This window comes from Streptomyces sp. ISL-66 (assembly GCF_018614135.1).
Lineage (GTDB): Bacteria > Actinomycetota > Actinomycetes > Streptomycetales > Streptomycetaceae > Streptomyces.
This window is the reverse complement of record NZ_JAGGOW010000223.1, coordinates 1-13,971: the sequence shown is the minus strand read 5'-3', so window position 1 is coordinate 13,971 and position 13,971 is coordinate 1. Positions and strand designations below refer to the sequence as shown.

Here is a 13,971-nt window from a genome sequence, read left to right as displayed (position 1 = left end):
GCCGCTGGCTCCGCGGGCCGCGCCGGCGCCGGAGCCCGACTTCCAGATGGCCCCGCTGGTCGAGCCGGTCCGCCCGGCGCGTCGCACCGCCGTCCGCGCCCCGCGCAAGGCCCCCGCCGCTCCGGTCGTCCAGACCGTCGCCCGGGCCCCCGTGGTCGAGGCCGTCGCCCCCGTGGTCGAGGCCGTCGCCCCCGTGGTCACGGAGGAGGCTCCGGTCAAGCCGAAGCGCACGCGGACCCGCAAGGTCGCCGCTGCCGCTCCGGTGGCCGAGCCCGCCGTCGAGGCCGTCGTCGAGGCCGCCGCCCCGGTGGCGGAGGAGGCTCCGGTCAAGCCGAAGCGCACCCGCACCCGCAAGGTCGCGGCCGCCGCTCCGGAGGCCCCGGTCGCCGAGGCGGCCGTGGTCGCCTCCGAAGAGGCTCCGGTCAAGCCGAAGCGCACCCGGACCCGCAAGGTCGTCGCCCCGGTGGAGAGCACCGAGGCGTAACCACGCTCCCGATGGCCCCGCTCCCCTTCCGAGGGGGGCGGGGCCATCGCCGTACCGCCGTACGGGCCGGTAACCTCGGGCCATGAGCAAGCCTCCGACCCTCGCCCTGCCGCCCTCGGGGCGCGCGTACCGCCTGAACACCTCCCGCGGCGCCTTCGCCGTGCACGAGGCCGGGCCGGACGCGGGCGCGCCGGTGCGCGGCACCGCCCTGCTGGTGCCCGGGTACACCGGCAGCAAGGAGGACTTCATGGGCCTGCTCGGGCCGCTGGCCGCCGCCGGCTACCGGGTGGTCTCGGTCGACGGGCGCGGCCAGTACGAGAGCGACGGCCCGCGCACGCAGGAGCCGTACGCCCTGGAGGAGCTGGCGCGCGACGTCCTCGCGCAGACGGCGGCCCTGGGCTCCGACGGTCCCGTCCACCTGCTGGGGCATTCGCTGGGCGGCCTGATCGTCCGGGCGGCCGTGGTCCGGGATCCGGCCCCGTACGCGAGCCTCACGCTGCTGAGCAGCGGTGCGGGCGCGGTGTGTGAGGAGCAGCGGGCCCGTACGAAGATGCTCGTCTCGGCACTGGAGCTGATGGGCGACGACATGGCGGGCATCTGGACCGCGATGCGCGCGATGGATCCGCGCGACGGGATCCCCGACTCCCCCGAGCTCGTCGCGTTCCTGCGCGACCGGTGGGTGCGCACGGTTCCCGAGCAGCTGATCGTCACCGGCCGGGCGCTGATCGGTGAGCCGGACCGGATCGACGAGCTGGCGGCCGCGGCGCCGGGACTGGCGAAGCTGGTGCTGTCGGGGGTGTCCGACCCGGTGTGGCCCGTGTCGGAGATGGACGGCGTGGCGCGGCGCCTGGGCGCTGCGCGGGTGATCGTCCCGGGGACGGAGCACTCGCCGAACGCGGAGGATCCGCTGGCCACGGCCGCGGCGTTGGCGGCGTTCTGGGGCTCGGCCGCGGCGCCTCTGGACGCTCCGGCACAGGTTAGTAGTTAGACAGTGAAAAAATTTCCTTAGCGTAGGGAATGTTTGCGGGCTTACACTTCGTTAACCCTGTACAAGGAAGAACACTGACGAAGGGAGAAGCCCCATGCGCTTCGAGATTCTGCGCCTGGACGACCTCGACGGGTCCGCCATGGACAGCACCGTCGTGGACGCGGCCTCCGTCAACCGGATCGTGCAGCAGGCCGCGGCCATCGGCCAGCGCCTCCTGATCCGACCGGCCGAGACCGCGTCCAACTGACGACAGACGTCCGCCACGACAGAGCCGAACGCCCCCCACCAACTCGCGGTGCGGGGGCGTTCGCATGCGCGGCCGCGGGCCACGGGCGCCGCGCGGGCGCTACGAGGTGCGGATCACCTGGAGCACGCCGTTGATGATCTGCTGGACGGCGATCGCGGAGAGCATCATGCCCGCCAGCCGGGTCACGAGGACCACGCCGCCGTCCTTGATCACGCGGATGATGACGAGCGAGTACCGCATCACCACCCACAGCACGACGTGCATCGCGACGATCGCGGTCCAGACCGAGACCTGACCGGTGAACCCGTCGGCCTTCTGCACGGCCAGGATGACCGACACGATCGCACCGGGGCCGGCGAGCAGCGGCATGCCGAGCGGGACGAGCGCGACGTTCACGTCCTTGGTCTGCTTCGGTTCGTCGGTCTTGCCCGTGAGCAGGTCGAGGGCGATGAGCAGGAGCAGCAGACCGCCCGCGATCATCAGGGCCGGCACGGAGACGTGCAGGTAGTCGAGGATCTGCTGCCCGCAGATGCCGAAGACGGCGATGACGCCGAAGGCGACGCAGACGGCCTGCCAGGCCATGCGGCGCTGCACCTTGGCGGGGCGGCCGGAGGTCAGGGCGAGGAAGATGGGCGTGATCCCCGGGGGGTCCATAATCACAAAAAGCGTGAGAAAGAGGGATCCGAAGACGGCGAAATCGAGCACAGTGATGCCTTGCGGGAGAGGGGTGTTACGAAAAAGGGGGGCGAGCGGCGCGGTGGGACGCGCCGCGAGGTGGAGCGGCGGCAGCGGTCAGCCGCGTACGCGTCCGCCCGCGCCGGGGACGGGGAACGCCCCGGTGGCACGGCGCGTGATCTCGCCGTAGATCTCGGGGTCGGTCGTGTAGTCCCCGAGGCGGCAGGTCTTGCGGCTGCCGTGGTAGTCGCTGGATCCGGTGGTCAGCAGACCGAGGTCACGGGCCAGGCCGCGCAGGCGCGCGCGGGTGGCGGCGTCGTGGTCCATGTGGTCGACCTCGATGCCGTCGAGTCCGGCCGCGGCGAGCGCGGCTATGGCCTCCTCGGGGAGGCAGGCGCCGCGCTTGACGGCGGCCGGGTGCGCGAAGACGGTGACGCCGCCGGCCGCCTTGACCAGGCGGATCGCGTCGAAGGGGTCGAGCTCGTGCTTGCGCGCGTGGGCGCGCCCGCCGTCGGCGAGCCACTGCTCGGTGAACGCGTCGGACACGGTGGGCACGACGCCGAGCTCGACGAGCGCGGTGGCGATGTGCGGGCGTCCGACCGAGCCGTCACCGGCGATCCGGTCCACTTGCTCCCAGGTGACGGGCACGCCGAGGGCTTGCAGTTTGCCGACCATGGCCTGTGCGCGGGGCGTGCGGTCGTCGCGTACGAGTTCCCGCTCGCGGGAGAGCTCGGGCTCTTCGGGGTCGAAGAGGTAGGCGAGCATGTGCAGCCCGATGCCGTCGAGGCGGCAGCTCAGTTCGGCGCCGGTCACGAGGGTCAGCCCCTCGGGAAGCGCCCGGATCGCCTCGCGGTGGCCGCTCACGGTGTCGTGGTCGGTCAGCGCGACGACGTCGAGCCCGGCGGCGGCCGCGTTGCGTACCAGCTCGGTGGGGGTGTCGGTGCCGTCCGATGCCGTGGAGTGGGCGTGCAGGTCGATGCGCACAGCCGAGCTCCAGGGTTCACGCGCGGACGGGGGACACTCCAGGATACCGTCCGGATTTCCCGACATGGCCCCACACGGACCACCCGCGCCCGGCCGCCGCCCGGAGTCCGGCGCAGCGGCGCGGAGCCGGTGGGGCGCCCCGGCGGCGCGCCGCGCGAGCGGCGCGTCAAGGGGAAATGATGCGCGGGCTCAGCGCGCCGCAGGGAAGCAGTTCCACCTCGGTGCCCGCGTCACGCAGGTCCGTCAGCACGAGCTCGTCGTACATCAGCAGCCCCGACTGCTCCGGCCAGACGACGGCCCACAGCCACAGCCCGCGCGCTTCCCCGGCGAAGACGGCCCGGTCGTCCGGGGCTCCCTTCACGTGCCAGAGCGGCGTCGGACGCCCCGCGGCGACGACCTTCGCGTGCGGCGGGGCGGAGACGTCCATGGAGGAGCCCGGGTCGGGGCCGTCGATGCCCGCGAAGCGCGCGCCCATGCCGACGCCCAGCTCCTCCGCGATCAGCACCAGCTCGCCGATGCCGCCCAGCGGGCCGGGGCCGGAGCAGGCCACGGCCGTGGCCCGGCCGCCGCTGCGGTCGTCACCGGCGGCCGCGATCCCGGTGAACAGCCATCCGACGGGCAGCGGCCACGGCATCCACACGGGTACCTGTGCCCGGTTCACCACCACGCCCAGGCCTTCGACGCTCGGCGGGATCACGGGCTGCAGGGGGTGCACCGCGCCGTGCACCGTGCACTGCCAGGAGTCGGCGAAGAGACCGGGCGCCCTGACCCGGCCACCGCACTTCGGGCAACTCGGTTCGCCCCTCATAGGAAGCCACGCTCCTCCCCGCCGTGCGCCCCGTCAAGACGCGATCACCCGTCCGGGCGGCCGGATGCCCCGACGGTCCCGCTCAGTCCAGCGCGACGGCCGTACGCAGAGGGTCCCGCAGATCCGTTCCGCGCGCGAGCCAGCGCTCCTGCAGGGCCGCGGCCCCGTGCACCCGCTTCCACGCCGCCTCGTTCGCCGTCATCGGCAGGAGCGGGAAGAAGGACACCGGGTCCATCGGGTCCGCCAGCTCCACGTCCTCCACCAGCCCGCCCGGCTCGGCCACGAGCACCGAGGTGAACGGCGCCCCCTCCCACAGCGGTTCCCCCACGTCGAGCGAGGCCCCGGGGGTCACGACCAGCCCCTCCACCTGGGGCGAGGCCGCCAAGACCGCCAGCGGCCGCAACAGCTTGTCGGTGGGCGCGAGTCCGCCCCGCACCGTCAGCACGAGCTCCGCGCGCGGCCCCCGTACGGGATCGGCGACCACCACCGTGGGGTCGGCCATCGGGTGGGCGGACATGCCGAGGGTCGCGTACCGCACGAGGTCCCCCTCGGTGAAACGCAGGATCTCGATGCGGTCGGTGCCCAGGAAGGTGACGGCGGCGCGGGCGTCGGGTTCACCGAGCGAGGCGCGCAGCCGGGCTTCCACAAGGGCCAGAATTTCTGCCATGGAGCGAGCATAGAACTCGTATCAGCCGGGTAAAGGGCGGGTCTTGACCATCCGTCGGCTGATATCGTTGACCGTTGGTCGGGGACGCTCTCAGAAGAGAAGTTTCAGTGCCCCGGCGACAGGACGTCCCCCACGGGGGACCGGCCGGAGGAGGTGGGGTCTGCGGTGGATCGAAGTCGATCGTGCAGTACCAATCGCTCTTCCACTTCACTCACGGGCGTCCCGCGTCCCCTTTGATCCCCCTCCGGGATCAGTCGAAGAGCGACGGCAGAACTCGTGTCCTCCCGTCCTGTTCCTTCCGCCTGCCCCGGGCCTGCCGGCCGCGGTGACGGCGCCACCCGGAAGGGACCTCCCACCCGTACGGTCCGCAGCCGTGCGCGCGAAGGAGCCTGCCATGTCGATGCTGCCCTACCTCCGTGCCGCCGTACGTCCGGCGCTGCGCAGGTCCACCCCCGTCCAGCCCGGCTACGACACCACCCGCGACCCGTCCGCCGGCACCGCGGTGGTCGACTGCGCCGTGTACCGCGACGGCCGACGCGCCCTGGGCACCGGCCGCCTGACGCCCCGTGAGGCGATGCGTCAGGTCCGCGAGGACGGCGGTTTCGCGTGGATCGGCCTGCACGAGCCGACCGAGGGCGAGTTCGCCGGGATCGCCGCCCTGTTCGGTCTGCACCCGCTCGCCGTCGAGGACGCGGTCCACGCCCACCAGCGACCGAAGCTGGAGCGCTACGACGACACGCTGTTCACCGTCTTCAAGACGATCCACTACGTGGAGCACGCCGAACTCACCGCGACCAGCGAGGTGGTGGAGACCGGCGAGGTGATGTGCTTCACCGGCCCGGACTTCGTCATCACCGTCCGGCACGGCGGCCAGGGCTCCCTCAAGGGCCTGCGCCACCGCCTCCAGGACGATCCGTCGCTCCTCTCCAAGGGCCCGTCCGCCGTCCTGCACTCCCTCGCCGACCACGTGGTCGACGGCTACATCGCGGTCGCCTCGGCCGTCCAGGACGACATCGACGAGGTGGAGAGCGAGGTGTTCGCCGCCCCCGCCAAAGGCGCCGCGCGCGGCGGCGACGCGGGCCGCATCTACCAGCTCAAGCGCGAGGTCCTGGAGTTCAAGCGGGCCGTCTCCCCGCTGCTGCGGCCCATGGAGCTGCTCAGCGAGCGCCCGATGCGGCTGGTGGACCCGGACATCCAGAAGTACTTCCGCGACGTCGCCGACCACCTGGCGCGGGTCCACGAGCAGGTCGTCGGCTTCGACGAGCTGCTGAACTCGATCCTCCAGGCCAACCTGGCGCAGGCGACCGTCGCGCAGAACGAGGACATGCGCAAGATCACCTCCTGGGCGGCGATCATCGCCGTACCGACGATGATCTGCGGCGTGTACGGGATGAACTTCGAGAACATGCCGGAGCTCCACTGGCGCTACGGCTATCCGATGGTGATGGCCGCGATCGCCGGCAGCTGCTTCACCATCCACCGGGCCCTGCGCCGCCACGGCTGGCTGTAGGCGCGCGAGCGCCCCTGGCTACCCTGTGCGCATGACTCTCAGCGCGCTCGAACTGGCCCTCGTCGAGGAGGCCACCAAGAAGTCGGGCCTCATCTGGGTCCGCGGCTCCGGGCCCGACCGCGGCCTGTGGCACGCCTGGGTGGACGGCGCCGCGCACGTACTGGGCGACGGGCCCGGCGAGCAGCCGTTCCCGGGGCTCGCGGACGGGGCGCCCGCCGAGGTGACCGTGCGCAGCAAGGACAAGGGCGGCCGGCTCGTCGCGTGGACGGCGACCGTACGGGAGCTCGTGCCCGGGAGCGAGCCGTGGGAGGCCGCGGTGACCGAGCTCAAGGGCAAGCGGCTCAACGCGCCCGACTCGGCCGAGATGACCGCGCGGTGGGCGCGGGAGTGCCGGCTGCTGCGCCTGGAGCCGCGCTCCGTGCACGGCGGGCTCCCGGACGGGTCGCTGGCCGCGGCTCCGCTGGACTCCCCGGCGACGACCCGCCGACCCGCCCCGGCCGCGCTGCCGAAGCTGCTGCTGAAGCGCAAGAAGGCGGCTCGCGGGCGGTAGCGGCCCGGGCGGCCGCCCGACGGGGCGGGGCCCGGCCGGAACGTGGTCAGCCCTTCGGGGCCGTGCCCTTGCCGGAGCCCTTGGGGGCGGGCTGGGCGGAGCCGGAGCCCTGCTCCTTGGTCGTCGGCAACTGGGACCCGTAATCCACCGTCTGGTCCTGTGCGGGCGGCGTCAGCTCGACCGGCTTGCCCCACTCCGCGAGGACCACGCGGCCTGCGCCACCCGCGCGTTCCATCAGGAGCGGGTAGGGCGTGCCCTCCAGGGAGACCGAGAGCTTGCCGCCCGCGCCCTTCTCCGCCGTGACCTGGACGGCCCGCGTGTGCCCGACCTTGGTGTAGTCGCCCTTGGCGAGCGTCCCGTCGAGTCCCAGGAGCCCGTCGAGGAGCACGTGCATGTCGGTGAACCCCCGGAACTGCTTGTACGAGGGGTCGCCCTCGGGCACCTTCACGAACTTGTCGCCGAGCTTGCCGGCCGCCTCGGACTGGCCCCAGAACGCGGCGCCGGCCTTGAGGTAGAGCTGCTCGCCGACCCGCAGCAGCTGGAAGGTGGTGTCGTCCTGCGACTTCACCTCGCCGGAGCCGCCGTCGGCCCCCAGCCGCATGTCGAGCGTGAAGGACTTTCCGCCGGTGACCAGGGTTCCGGACAGGTGCACCGACCGGGCCTGGGTGGCCGCCGTCTTCGCCTTGCCCTCGATCTGCTCGGCCGAGAGCTTCCCGACCCCGTTCGTACCCTCGTCCGGATCGGCCCCGCACCCCGTGGCGACGACGGCCAGGCCCGCGCACAGGGCACCCACGAAGGTGGCCCGGCGGAGCCGAACGGCGGGGAAGTAGGCGGTCACGGGCAGGTGCCTCTCGTCGGTCCTCTGCGAGCAGCTGGCAGCGTACCCGGCGCTGCGCCCGCCCCCGCGCGGACGCCCCACCAGGAGGTTGCGGCGGGCACGGGCTAACCTGAGGGACGGCAGTACCGGTGATCGACGGATGACGCACGCTCGTAGGAGGCGCTCGGATGGCGGCAGGCGCCCCACGGATCTTCGTCTCGCATCTGTCGGGTGTGCCCGTCTTCGACCCCAACGGCGACCAGGTGGGCCGCGTGCGCGACCTCGTCGCGATGCTCCGGGTGGGCGGGCGGCCGCCCAGATTGCTCGGGCTGGTGGTCGAGGTCGTCAGCCGGCGCCGGATCTTCCTCCCCATGACCCGGGTGACGGGCGTGGAGTCCGGCCAGGTCATCACCACCGGTGTGGTCAACATGCGGCGCTTCGAACAGCGGCCCACCGAACGGCTGATCCTCGGCGAACTGCTGGACCGGCGCGTGCGCCTGGTCGCGGACGACGAGGAGGTCACCGTCCTGGACGTGGCCATCCAGCAGCTGCCGGCCCGCCGGGACTGGGAGATCGACAAGATCTTCGTACGCAAGGGCAAGTCGGGCGCGCTGCGCCGGCGCGGCGAGACGCTGACGGTGGAGTGGTCGGCGGTGACGGGCTTCTCGCTGGAGGAGCACGGGCAGGGCGCCGAGAACCTGGTCGCCACCTTCGAGCAGATGCGCGCGGCGGACGTGGCGAACGTCCTGCACCACCTGTCGCCGAAGCGGCGCGCCGAGGTGGCGAGCGCCCTCGACGACGACCGGCTCGCGGACGTCATGGAGGAGCTGCCCGAGGACGAGCAGGTGGAGATCCTCGGGAAGCTGAAGGAGGAGCGTGCCGCCGACGTCCTGGAGGCGATGGACCCCGACGACGCGGCCGACCTGCTCTCCGAGCTGCCGGAGGACGACAAGGAGCGGCTGCTGACGCTGATGCGGCCCGACGACGCGGCCGACGTGCGGCGCCTGCTGTCCTACGAGGAGAACACCGCGGGCGGTCTGATGACGACGGAGCCGATCGTGCTGCGGCCCGACGCGACGGTCGCGGACGCGCTGGCCCGCGTACGGCAGTCGGACCTGTCGCCGGCGCTGGCGGCGCAGGTGTACGTGTGCCGGCCGCCGGACGAGACGCCGACGGGCAAGTACCTGGGCACGGTGCACTTCCAGCGGCTGCTGAGGGACCCTCCGTTCACGCTGGTCAGCTCGATCGTGGACACCGGCCTGCCGCCGCTGCGGCCGGACGCCCTGCTGCCGGTGGTGACCAGCTACCTGGCCGCGTACAACATGGTCGCGGTGCCCGTCGTCGACGAGAGCGGCTCGCTGCTGGGCGCGGTCACCGTGGACGACGTACTGGACCACCTGCTGCCGGACGACTGGCGGGAGACGGACTTCCATTCCGAGGGCTCGGAGGATTCCCGGGATTCCGGGGACCGCGAGGGCTCCCCGGATCCCGAGGATGCGGAGGGGGTCGTACGTGGCCACTGAGCGGGGGCGCGGCGACCAGGCCGCGCGCGAGAGCCGGCGCGAGCAGAGCCGCGAGCGGCGCGAGCAGGCACGGGTGCGGGCGCGGGCGCACGGTCTGACGACGGAGGCGCGGGAACGTTCCTCCGAACGGTCCTCGGAAACGCCGCGCGAGCGCGGCAAGGGCGGCCCGTCCGGATCGACCGGGTCGAGCGCGCTGACGCGCTCGCGCGTGCGCCTCGACCTGCCGCGCCCGGCGCGCCGGCGGCTGCTGCCCGAGTACGACCCGGAGGCGTTCGGCCGGCTGTCGGAACGGGTGGCGCGGTTCCTCGGCACGGGCCGGTTCATCGTCTGGATGACCGTCGCCATCATCGTCTGGGTGCTGTGGAACATCTTCGCGCCGCCCACGCTGCGCTTCGACACGTACCCCTTCATCTTCCTGACGCTGATGCTGTCGCTGCAGGCTTCCTACGCGGCCCCGCTGATCCTCCTCGCGCAGAACCGGCAGGACGACCGCGACCGGGTCAACCTCGAACAGGACCGCAAGCAGAACGAGCGCTCGCTGGCCGACACCGAGTACCTGACCCGGGAGATCGCGGCCCTGCGGATGGGGCTGGGCGAGGTCGCCACGCGCGACTGGATCCGGTCCGAGTTCCAGGACCTGATCAAGGAGATGGACGAGCGGCGGCTATTCCCGGCCGAGAGTGACGAAGGCGACCGCTAGCGGCCTTTCCTGCGGCCCGCTACCGCGCCGTACCATCGGGGCATGGCTACCGACACAAGCACCGCCACCGACGCCGCCGTGCCCGAGCAGGACGCGATCCTGGACGCGCTGGCGACGGTGAACGACCCCGAGATCCACCGGCCCATCACCGAGCTCGGCATGGTGAAATCGGTGGAGATCGGCGACGGCGGCGCGGTCGCCGTCACGGTGCTCCTGACCGTGTCCGGCTGTCCCATGCGCGAGACGATCACCACCCTCGTCACCGAGGCCGTCCAGCGGGTCCCCGGCGTCACCTCGGTCGTCGTCACGCTGGACGTGATGAGCGACGAGCAGCGCAAGCACCTCGCGACGACCCTGCGCGGCGGCACCGCCGAGCGCGAGGTCCCCTTCGCCAAGCCCGGCTCGCTGACCCGCGTCTACGCCGTCGCCTCCGGCAAGGGCGGCGTCGGCAAGTCCTCGGTCACCGTCAACCTGGCGGCCGCGATGGCCGCCGACGGCCTCAAGGTCGGCGTGGTCGACGCCGACATCTACGGCCACAGCGTGCCGCGCATGCTCGGCGTGGAAGGCCGCCCCACCCAGGTCGAGAACATGATCATGCCGCCGTCCGCGCACGGCGTGAAGGTCATCTCCATCGGCATGTTCACCCCGGGCAACGCCCCGGTGGTGTGGCGCGGTCCGATGCTCCACCGGGCGCTGCAGCAGTTCCTGGCCGACGTGTTCTGGGGCGACCTGGACGTGCTGCTGCTGGACCTGCCGCCGGGTACGGGCGACATCGCGATCTCCGTGGCGCAGCTGGTGCCGAACGCCGAGATCCTCGTCGTGACCACCCCGCAGCAGGCCGCGGCCGAGGTCGCGGAGCGCGCCGGCTCCATCGCCGTGCAGACGCACCAGAAGATCGTCGGCGTCGTGGAGAACATGTCCGGGCTGCCCTGCCCGCACTGCGACGAGATGGTCGACGTGTTCGGCTCGGGCGGCGGCCAGAAGGTGGCCGACGGCCTGACGAAGACGATCGGCGCGAACGTGCCGGTGCTCGGCTCGATCCCGATCGACGTCCGGCTGCGCGAGGGCGGCGACGACGGCACGCCGGTCGTCCTGTCCGACCCGGACTCCCCGGCCGGCGCGGCGCTGCGCGCCATCGCGGGCAAGCTCGGCGGCCGCGCCCGCGGCCTGGCGGGCCTCTCCCTGGGCATCACGCCGCGCAACAAGTTCTGACGGACCCGAGTGCGGGCGATCCGCACGGCACGGGCAGCGTGAAGGGCACCGCCGACCGGCGGTGCCCTTTCCCGTAGCCCTACTGGTATCCCTACTCGTACGCGGCGAAATCGCCGATCGCCGAGAACCCGATCCCGTACGCGCTCATCCCCCGCCCGTACGCCCCGAGGTGCACCCCGCTCCCGGTCGAGCCGGCCAGCACCCAGCCGAATTCCGACTCGCGGTAGTGGAACACCGTCGGCTCCCCGTCCACCGGCAGCGACAGCGTCGACCACTCCTCACCGTCGAGCGCGTCCGCCAGCTCCCACGCGGCCTCGGTCTGCTGGTCGAGCCAGTCGTCGCGCAGGGTGTGGTCCATCTGGACGGGCCAGCTGTAGGCCAGTAGCCCGGAGCCGGCCAGCCAGGCCGCCGAGGAGACCGAGGTGGCCTCCAGGACTCCGGTGCCGTCACCGCTGCGGCGCAGCGGGTTGCTCGCGACGGTGACGACCACCGCGAAGCGCTCCTTCTCGCCCGTGGCGATCTCGCCGCGGGCGGAGGGCTCGTCGCCGTGGCCCGTGGAGCCGTGCTCCACGCTGCCGTCGGCGCCGGTACCGACCTGCATGAGCCAGCGGGCGCCCGTGAAGGCCGCGTCCAGCCCGTACCAGGGGAAGTCGGCCCGCAGGTAGCCCTCCACCGCCCGGCGGACGGCCGGTACGGGTGCTGCGGCTGCCTCCTGGGGCAGCTGTGGATGCTCCTGGGGTGCCGTCTGCGCGGGTGCGGCCTGCGGGGGTGCGGTCGGCGGCGCGTCCGTCGTCGCGTCCGTCGTCGCGTCCGCGGGCTGCGTGCCCACCCGGCTACTGCTCGTCGTCTCCATCTGCGCGGCCTCTCGTTCCGTGGGGTCCGGAACGGCCCTCCCCCCAGCCTCGCTGGCGGGACCCGCCCCTCGGGCGTCCTGGGTCCGGACTCATGGAGGATAGCCATCCGACCCCGGATAGCCCGGCAGACAGGCGCGCGAGTGGCACCCGGTGACTCAGGTGGCGTCCGCGTCGAAGGGCGCGCGCTGCTCCTGCGCCGGGGCGGCGGGCTTCTTCACCATGTCCGGGCCGGCGGCCGGCGCGGGCGTGGCACCGTCGCCGGAGGTGACGGCCGGAACCGCGTCGGGGGCCTCGGCGGCCTCCTTGCCGTTGACGGCGTCGGTGACCTCGTTGAGCTCCTTGCGGAGGTCGAAGCTGCTGCGGATGTCCTTGAGGTCCTCGTTCTCCGACAGCTGCTTGCGGATGAAGTTCTTCGGATTGAGGTCCTCGAACTCGAAGTCCTTGAATTCCGGGCCGAGTTCGGAGCGGATGTCCTGTTTCGCGCTGTCCGAGAACGCGCGGATCTTCCGGATGACGCCGGTGACGTCCTGGATGACCTTGGGCAGCTTTTCCGGGCCGAAGACGAGGATGGCCAGCACCACGATCGTGACCAGCTCGAGTGCGCCTATGTCGTTGAACACCTTGCCGCTCCTCGGCTCTCTTCGGCTCTCTTCGGGTCAGGCCCGACACACGGTACCCGGCCGGGTCCGCGGGCCCCTACATCAGGACCGGCTTTGCCCCACCGGTCCGCGTTCCGTCATGACCCGTTCGCCGAACCGAGGACCACTTCCAACGTGCGCTCCGCGCCGTCCCGCAGCACGGTGAGGGTGAGCGGGTCGCCCGGCCGGTGGGCCCGGATCTTGATGACGAGCTCGTCGCCGCCGTGTACGCGGACCCCGTCCACCTTGGTGATCACGTCGCCCGGCTTGATCCCGGCGCGGGCTCCGGGCCCGCCGGCGGTGACGGCCGGTTTCCCGCCCTCGCCCTTCTCCCCCACCCTGGCTCCGTCGCCGGAGTACTCCATGTCGAGTGTGACGCCGATGACGGGGTGCGTGGCGCGGCCGGTGCGCATCAGCTCCTCGGCGACGCGCTTGCCCTGGTTCACGGGGATGGCGAAGCCGAGGCCGATGCTGCCGCGCTGCTGGTCGGAGCTGTCGCCGCCGTCGCCGCCGCGGATGGCGCTGTTGATCCCGATGACCTGGCCCCTGGCGTCGAGGAGCGGGCCGCCGGAGTTGCCGGGATTGATCGGGGCGTCGGTCTGGAGGGCGTCCACGTAGCTGACGTCGCTGCCGTCCCCCTTGTCGCCGCCCGCGGTGACGGGCCGGCCGGTGGCGCTGATGATGCCGGCGGTGACGGTGTTGGAGAGGTCGAAGGGGGCGCCGATGGCCACGACCGGGTCACCGACCTTGACGTTCTCGGAGTTGCCGAGCGCGAGGGGCCGCAGACCCCGTACGCCGGCGACCTTGACGACGGCCAGGTCGTAGCCGGTGTCGCCGCCGACCACTTCGGCGCTCACGCTCTCACCGGTGCTGAAGGTGACCGTTATGTTCCGGGCACCGTGGACGACGTGGTTGTTGGTGANNGCCGGCGACGCTTTCGGGGGCTCGGCCCTTGTCGGCGACGGGGGCGGCCTGCGGGAGTTCCAGGCGCGTGTTGGCCTGCCGCTCGGCGAGGACGCCCACGTAGCCGCCGATGCCGCCGGCGAGGAGGGCGACAGCGAGGCCGAGGACCAGCCCCTGCCGGAACCCGAAGCGCCGGGGCCCCGCCTTGCCGTGGTCCACGCCGTGCAGCGGCCGCGCGGCCCAGGGGTCGTAGCGCGGGTCCGCGGCGGTGTCCGGGGCCGCGTCCGTCGTGGCGTCCCCGGCCGCGTCCGACTCGGCCCGCGGCGCCGGTACGGGGGCCCCGTGCGCCGGGACCGGACCCTCGGGCCGGCTCCACCAGCGGGGCTGCCGCGGCGCGGAGACTTCCGACGC

14 protein-coding genes and 2 pseudogenes are annotated in these 13,971 nt (G+C 72.7%); 8 read left to right on the top strand and 8 right to left on the bottom strand.

Annotated elements, in window-relative coordinates; all coding sequences use genetic code 11:
• The 3 genes and pseudogenes from J7E97_RS33960 to J7E97_RS33950 all read left to right on the top strand — a co-directional run.
• Window positions 1–484: pseudogene (locus J7E97_RS33960) on the top strand (DEAD/DEAH box helicase); the annotation flags it as partial.
• An 82-nt stretch (window positions 485–566) separates the two neighbouring features.
• Window positions 567–1,472, top strand: a complete 906-nt coding sequence (locus tag J7E97_RS33955; protein WP_215035250.1) for an alpha/beta fold hydrolase — start codon at window positions 567–569, stop codon at window positions 1,470–1,472.
• 94 nt (window positions 1,473–1,566) lie between these two features.
• Window positions 1,567–1,719, top strand: coding sequence for a hypothetical protein (locus J7E97_RS33950; RefSeq protein ID WP_215035248.1), 153 nt, complete (start codon window positions 1,567–1,569; stop codon window positions 1,717–1,719).
• A 99-nt stretch (window positions 1,720–1,818) separates the two neighbouring features.
• On the opposite strand, the gene J7E97_RS33945 is transcribed toward J7E97_RS33950, so the two are convergent.
• The 4 genes from J7E97_RS33945 to J7E97_RS33930 all read right to left on the bottom strand — a co-directional run bounded on the left by J7E97_RS33945 (window position 1,819) and on the right by J7E97_RS33930 (window position 4,853).
• Entirely contained in the window at window positions 1,819–2,424 is a 606-nt protein-coding gene (locus tag J7E97_RS33945) for a MarC family protein (protein ID WP_215035247.1), read from the bottom strand.
• An 87-nt stretch (window positions 2,425–2,511) separates the two neighbouring features.
• Window positions 2,512–3,378: a PHP domain-containing protein gene (locus J7E97_RS33940; RefSeq protein WP_215035245.1), complete on the bottom strand. Its 867-nt coding sequence runs from the start codon at window positions 3,376–3,378 to the stop codon at window positions 2,512–2,514.
• Between the two features lie 166 nt (window positions 3,379–3,544).
• Window positions 3,545–4,186, bottom strand: a complete 642-nt coding sequence (locus tag J7E97_RS33935; protein ID WP_215035243.1) for a DUF6758 family protein — start codon at window positions 4,184–4,186, stop codon at window positions 3,545–3,547.
• Window positions 4,187–4,268: 82 nt separating this feature from the next.
• Complete coding sequence (locus J7E97_RS33930) at window positions 4,269–4,853, bottom strand: suppressor of fused domain protein (protein WP_215035241.1); 585 nt, start codon at window positions 4,851–4,853, stop codon at window positions 4,269–4,271.
• Window positions 4,854–5,247: 394 nt separating this feature from the next.
• On the opposite strand from J7E97_RS33930, the gene J7E97_RS33925 reads away from it, so the two are divergent.
• Both J7E97_RS33925 and J7E97_RS33920 read left to right on the top strand, forming a co-directional pair.
• Window positions 5,248–6,363 carry a magnesium and cobalt transport protein CorA gene (locus J7E97_RS33925; RefSeq protein ID WP_215035239.1) on the top strand — a complete coding sequence of 372 codons (1,116 nt, stop codon included), beginning with the start codon at window positions 5,248–5,250 and terminating at the stop codon, window positions 6,361–6,363.
• Window positions 6,364–6,394: 31 nt separating this feature from the next.
• Window positions 6,395–6,913 carry a hypothetical protein gene (locus J7E97_RS33920; protein ID WP_215035237.1) on the top strand — a complete coding sequence of 173 codons (519 nt, stop codon included), beginning with the start codon at window positions 6,395–6,397 and terminating at the stop codon, window positions 6,911–6,913.
• Between the two features lie 46 nt (window positions 6,914–6,959).
• On the opposite strand, the gene J7E97_RS33915 is transcribed toward J7E97_RS33920, so the two are convergent.
• Window positions 6,960–7,751: a hypothetical protein gene (locus J7E97_RS33915; RefSeq protein ID WP_215035235.1), complete on the bottom strand. Its 792-nt coding sequence runs from the start codon at window positions 7,749–7,751 to the stop codon at window positions 6,960–6,962.
• Window positions 7,752–7,918: 167 nt separating this feature from the next.
• Here J7E97_RS33915 and J7E97_RS33910 point away from each other — a divergent pair, with 167 nt between their 5' ends.
• The 3 genes from J7E97_RS33910 (at window position 7,919) to J7E97_RS33900 (ending at window position 11,165) form a co-directional block, all read left to right on the top strand.
• Window positions 7,919–9,253: a magnesium transporter MgtE N-terminal domain-containing protein gene (locus J7E97_RS33910; RefSeq protein WP_251055598.1), complete on the top strand. Its 1,335-nt coding sequence runs from the start codon at window positions 7,919–7,921 to the stop codon at window positions 9,251–9,253.
• Window positions 9,254–9,446: 193 nt separating this feature from the next.
• Window positions 9,447–9,953 (top strand): DUF1003 domain-containing protein, encoded by a 507-nt coding sequence (locus J7E97_RS33905; protein ID WP_215035257.1) that lies wholly within the window; start codon window positions 9,447–9,449, stop codon window positions 9,951–9,953.
• A 42-nt stretch (window positions 9,954–9,995) separates the two neighbouring features.
• Entirely contained in the window at window positions 9,996–11,165 is a 1,170-nt protein-coding gene (locus J7E97_RS33900; RefSeq protein ID WP_251055594.1) for an Mrp/NBP35 family ATP-binding protein, read from the top strand.
• 91 nt (window positions 11,166–11,256) lie between these two features.
• On the opposite strand, the gene J7E97_RS33895 is transcribed toward J7E97_RS33900, so the two are convergent.
• From J7E97_RS33895 to J7E97_RS33885, 3 genes and pseudogenes are all read right to left on the bottom strand, one after another.
• Window positions 11,257–12,018 (bottom strand): hypothetical protein, encoded by a 762-nt coding sequence (locus tag J7E97_RS33895; protein ID WP_251055593.1) that lies wholly within the window; start codon window positions 12,016–12,018, stop codon window positions 11,257–11,259.
• Between the two features lie 156 nt (window positions 12,019–12,174).
• Window positions 12,175–12,639, bottom strand: coding sequence for a sec-independent translocase (locus J7E97_RS33890; RefSeq protein WP_215035233.1), 465 nt, complete (start codon window positions 12,637–12,639; stop codon window positions 12,175–12,177).
• 116 nt (window positions 12,640–12,755) lie between these two features.
• A pseudogene (locus J7E97_RS33885) lies at window positions 12,756–13,971 on the bottom strand (S1C family serine protease); the annotation flags it as partial.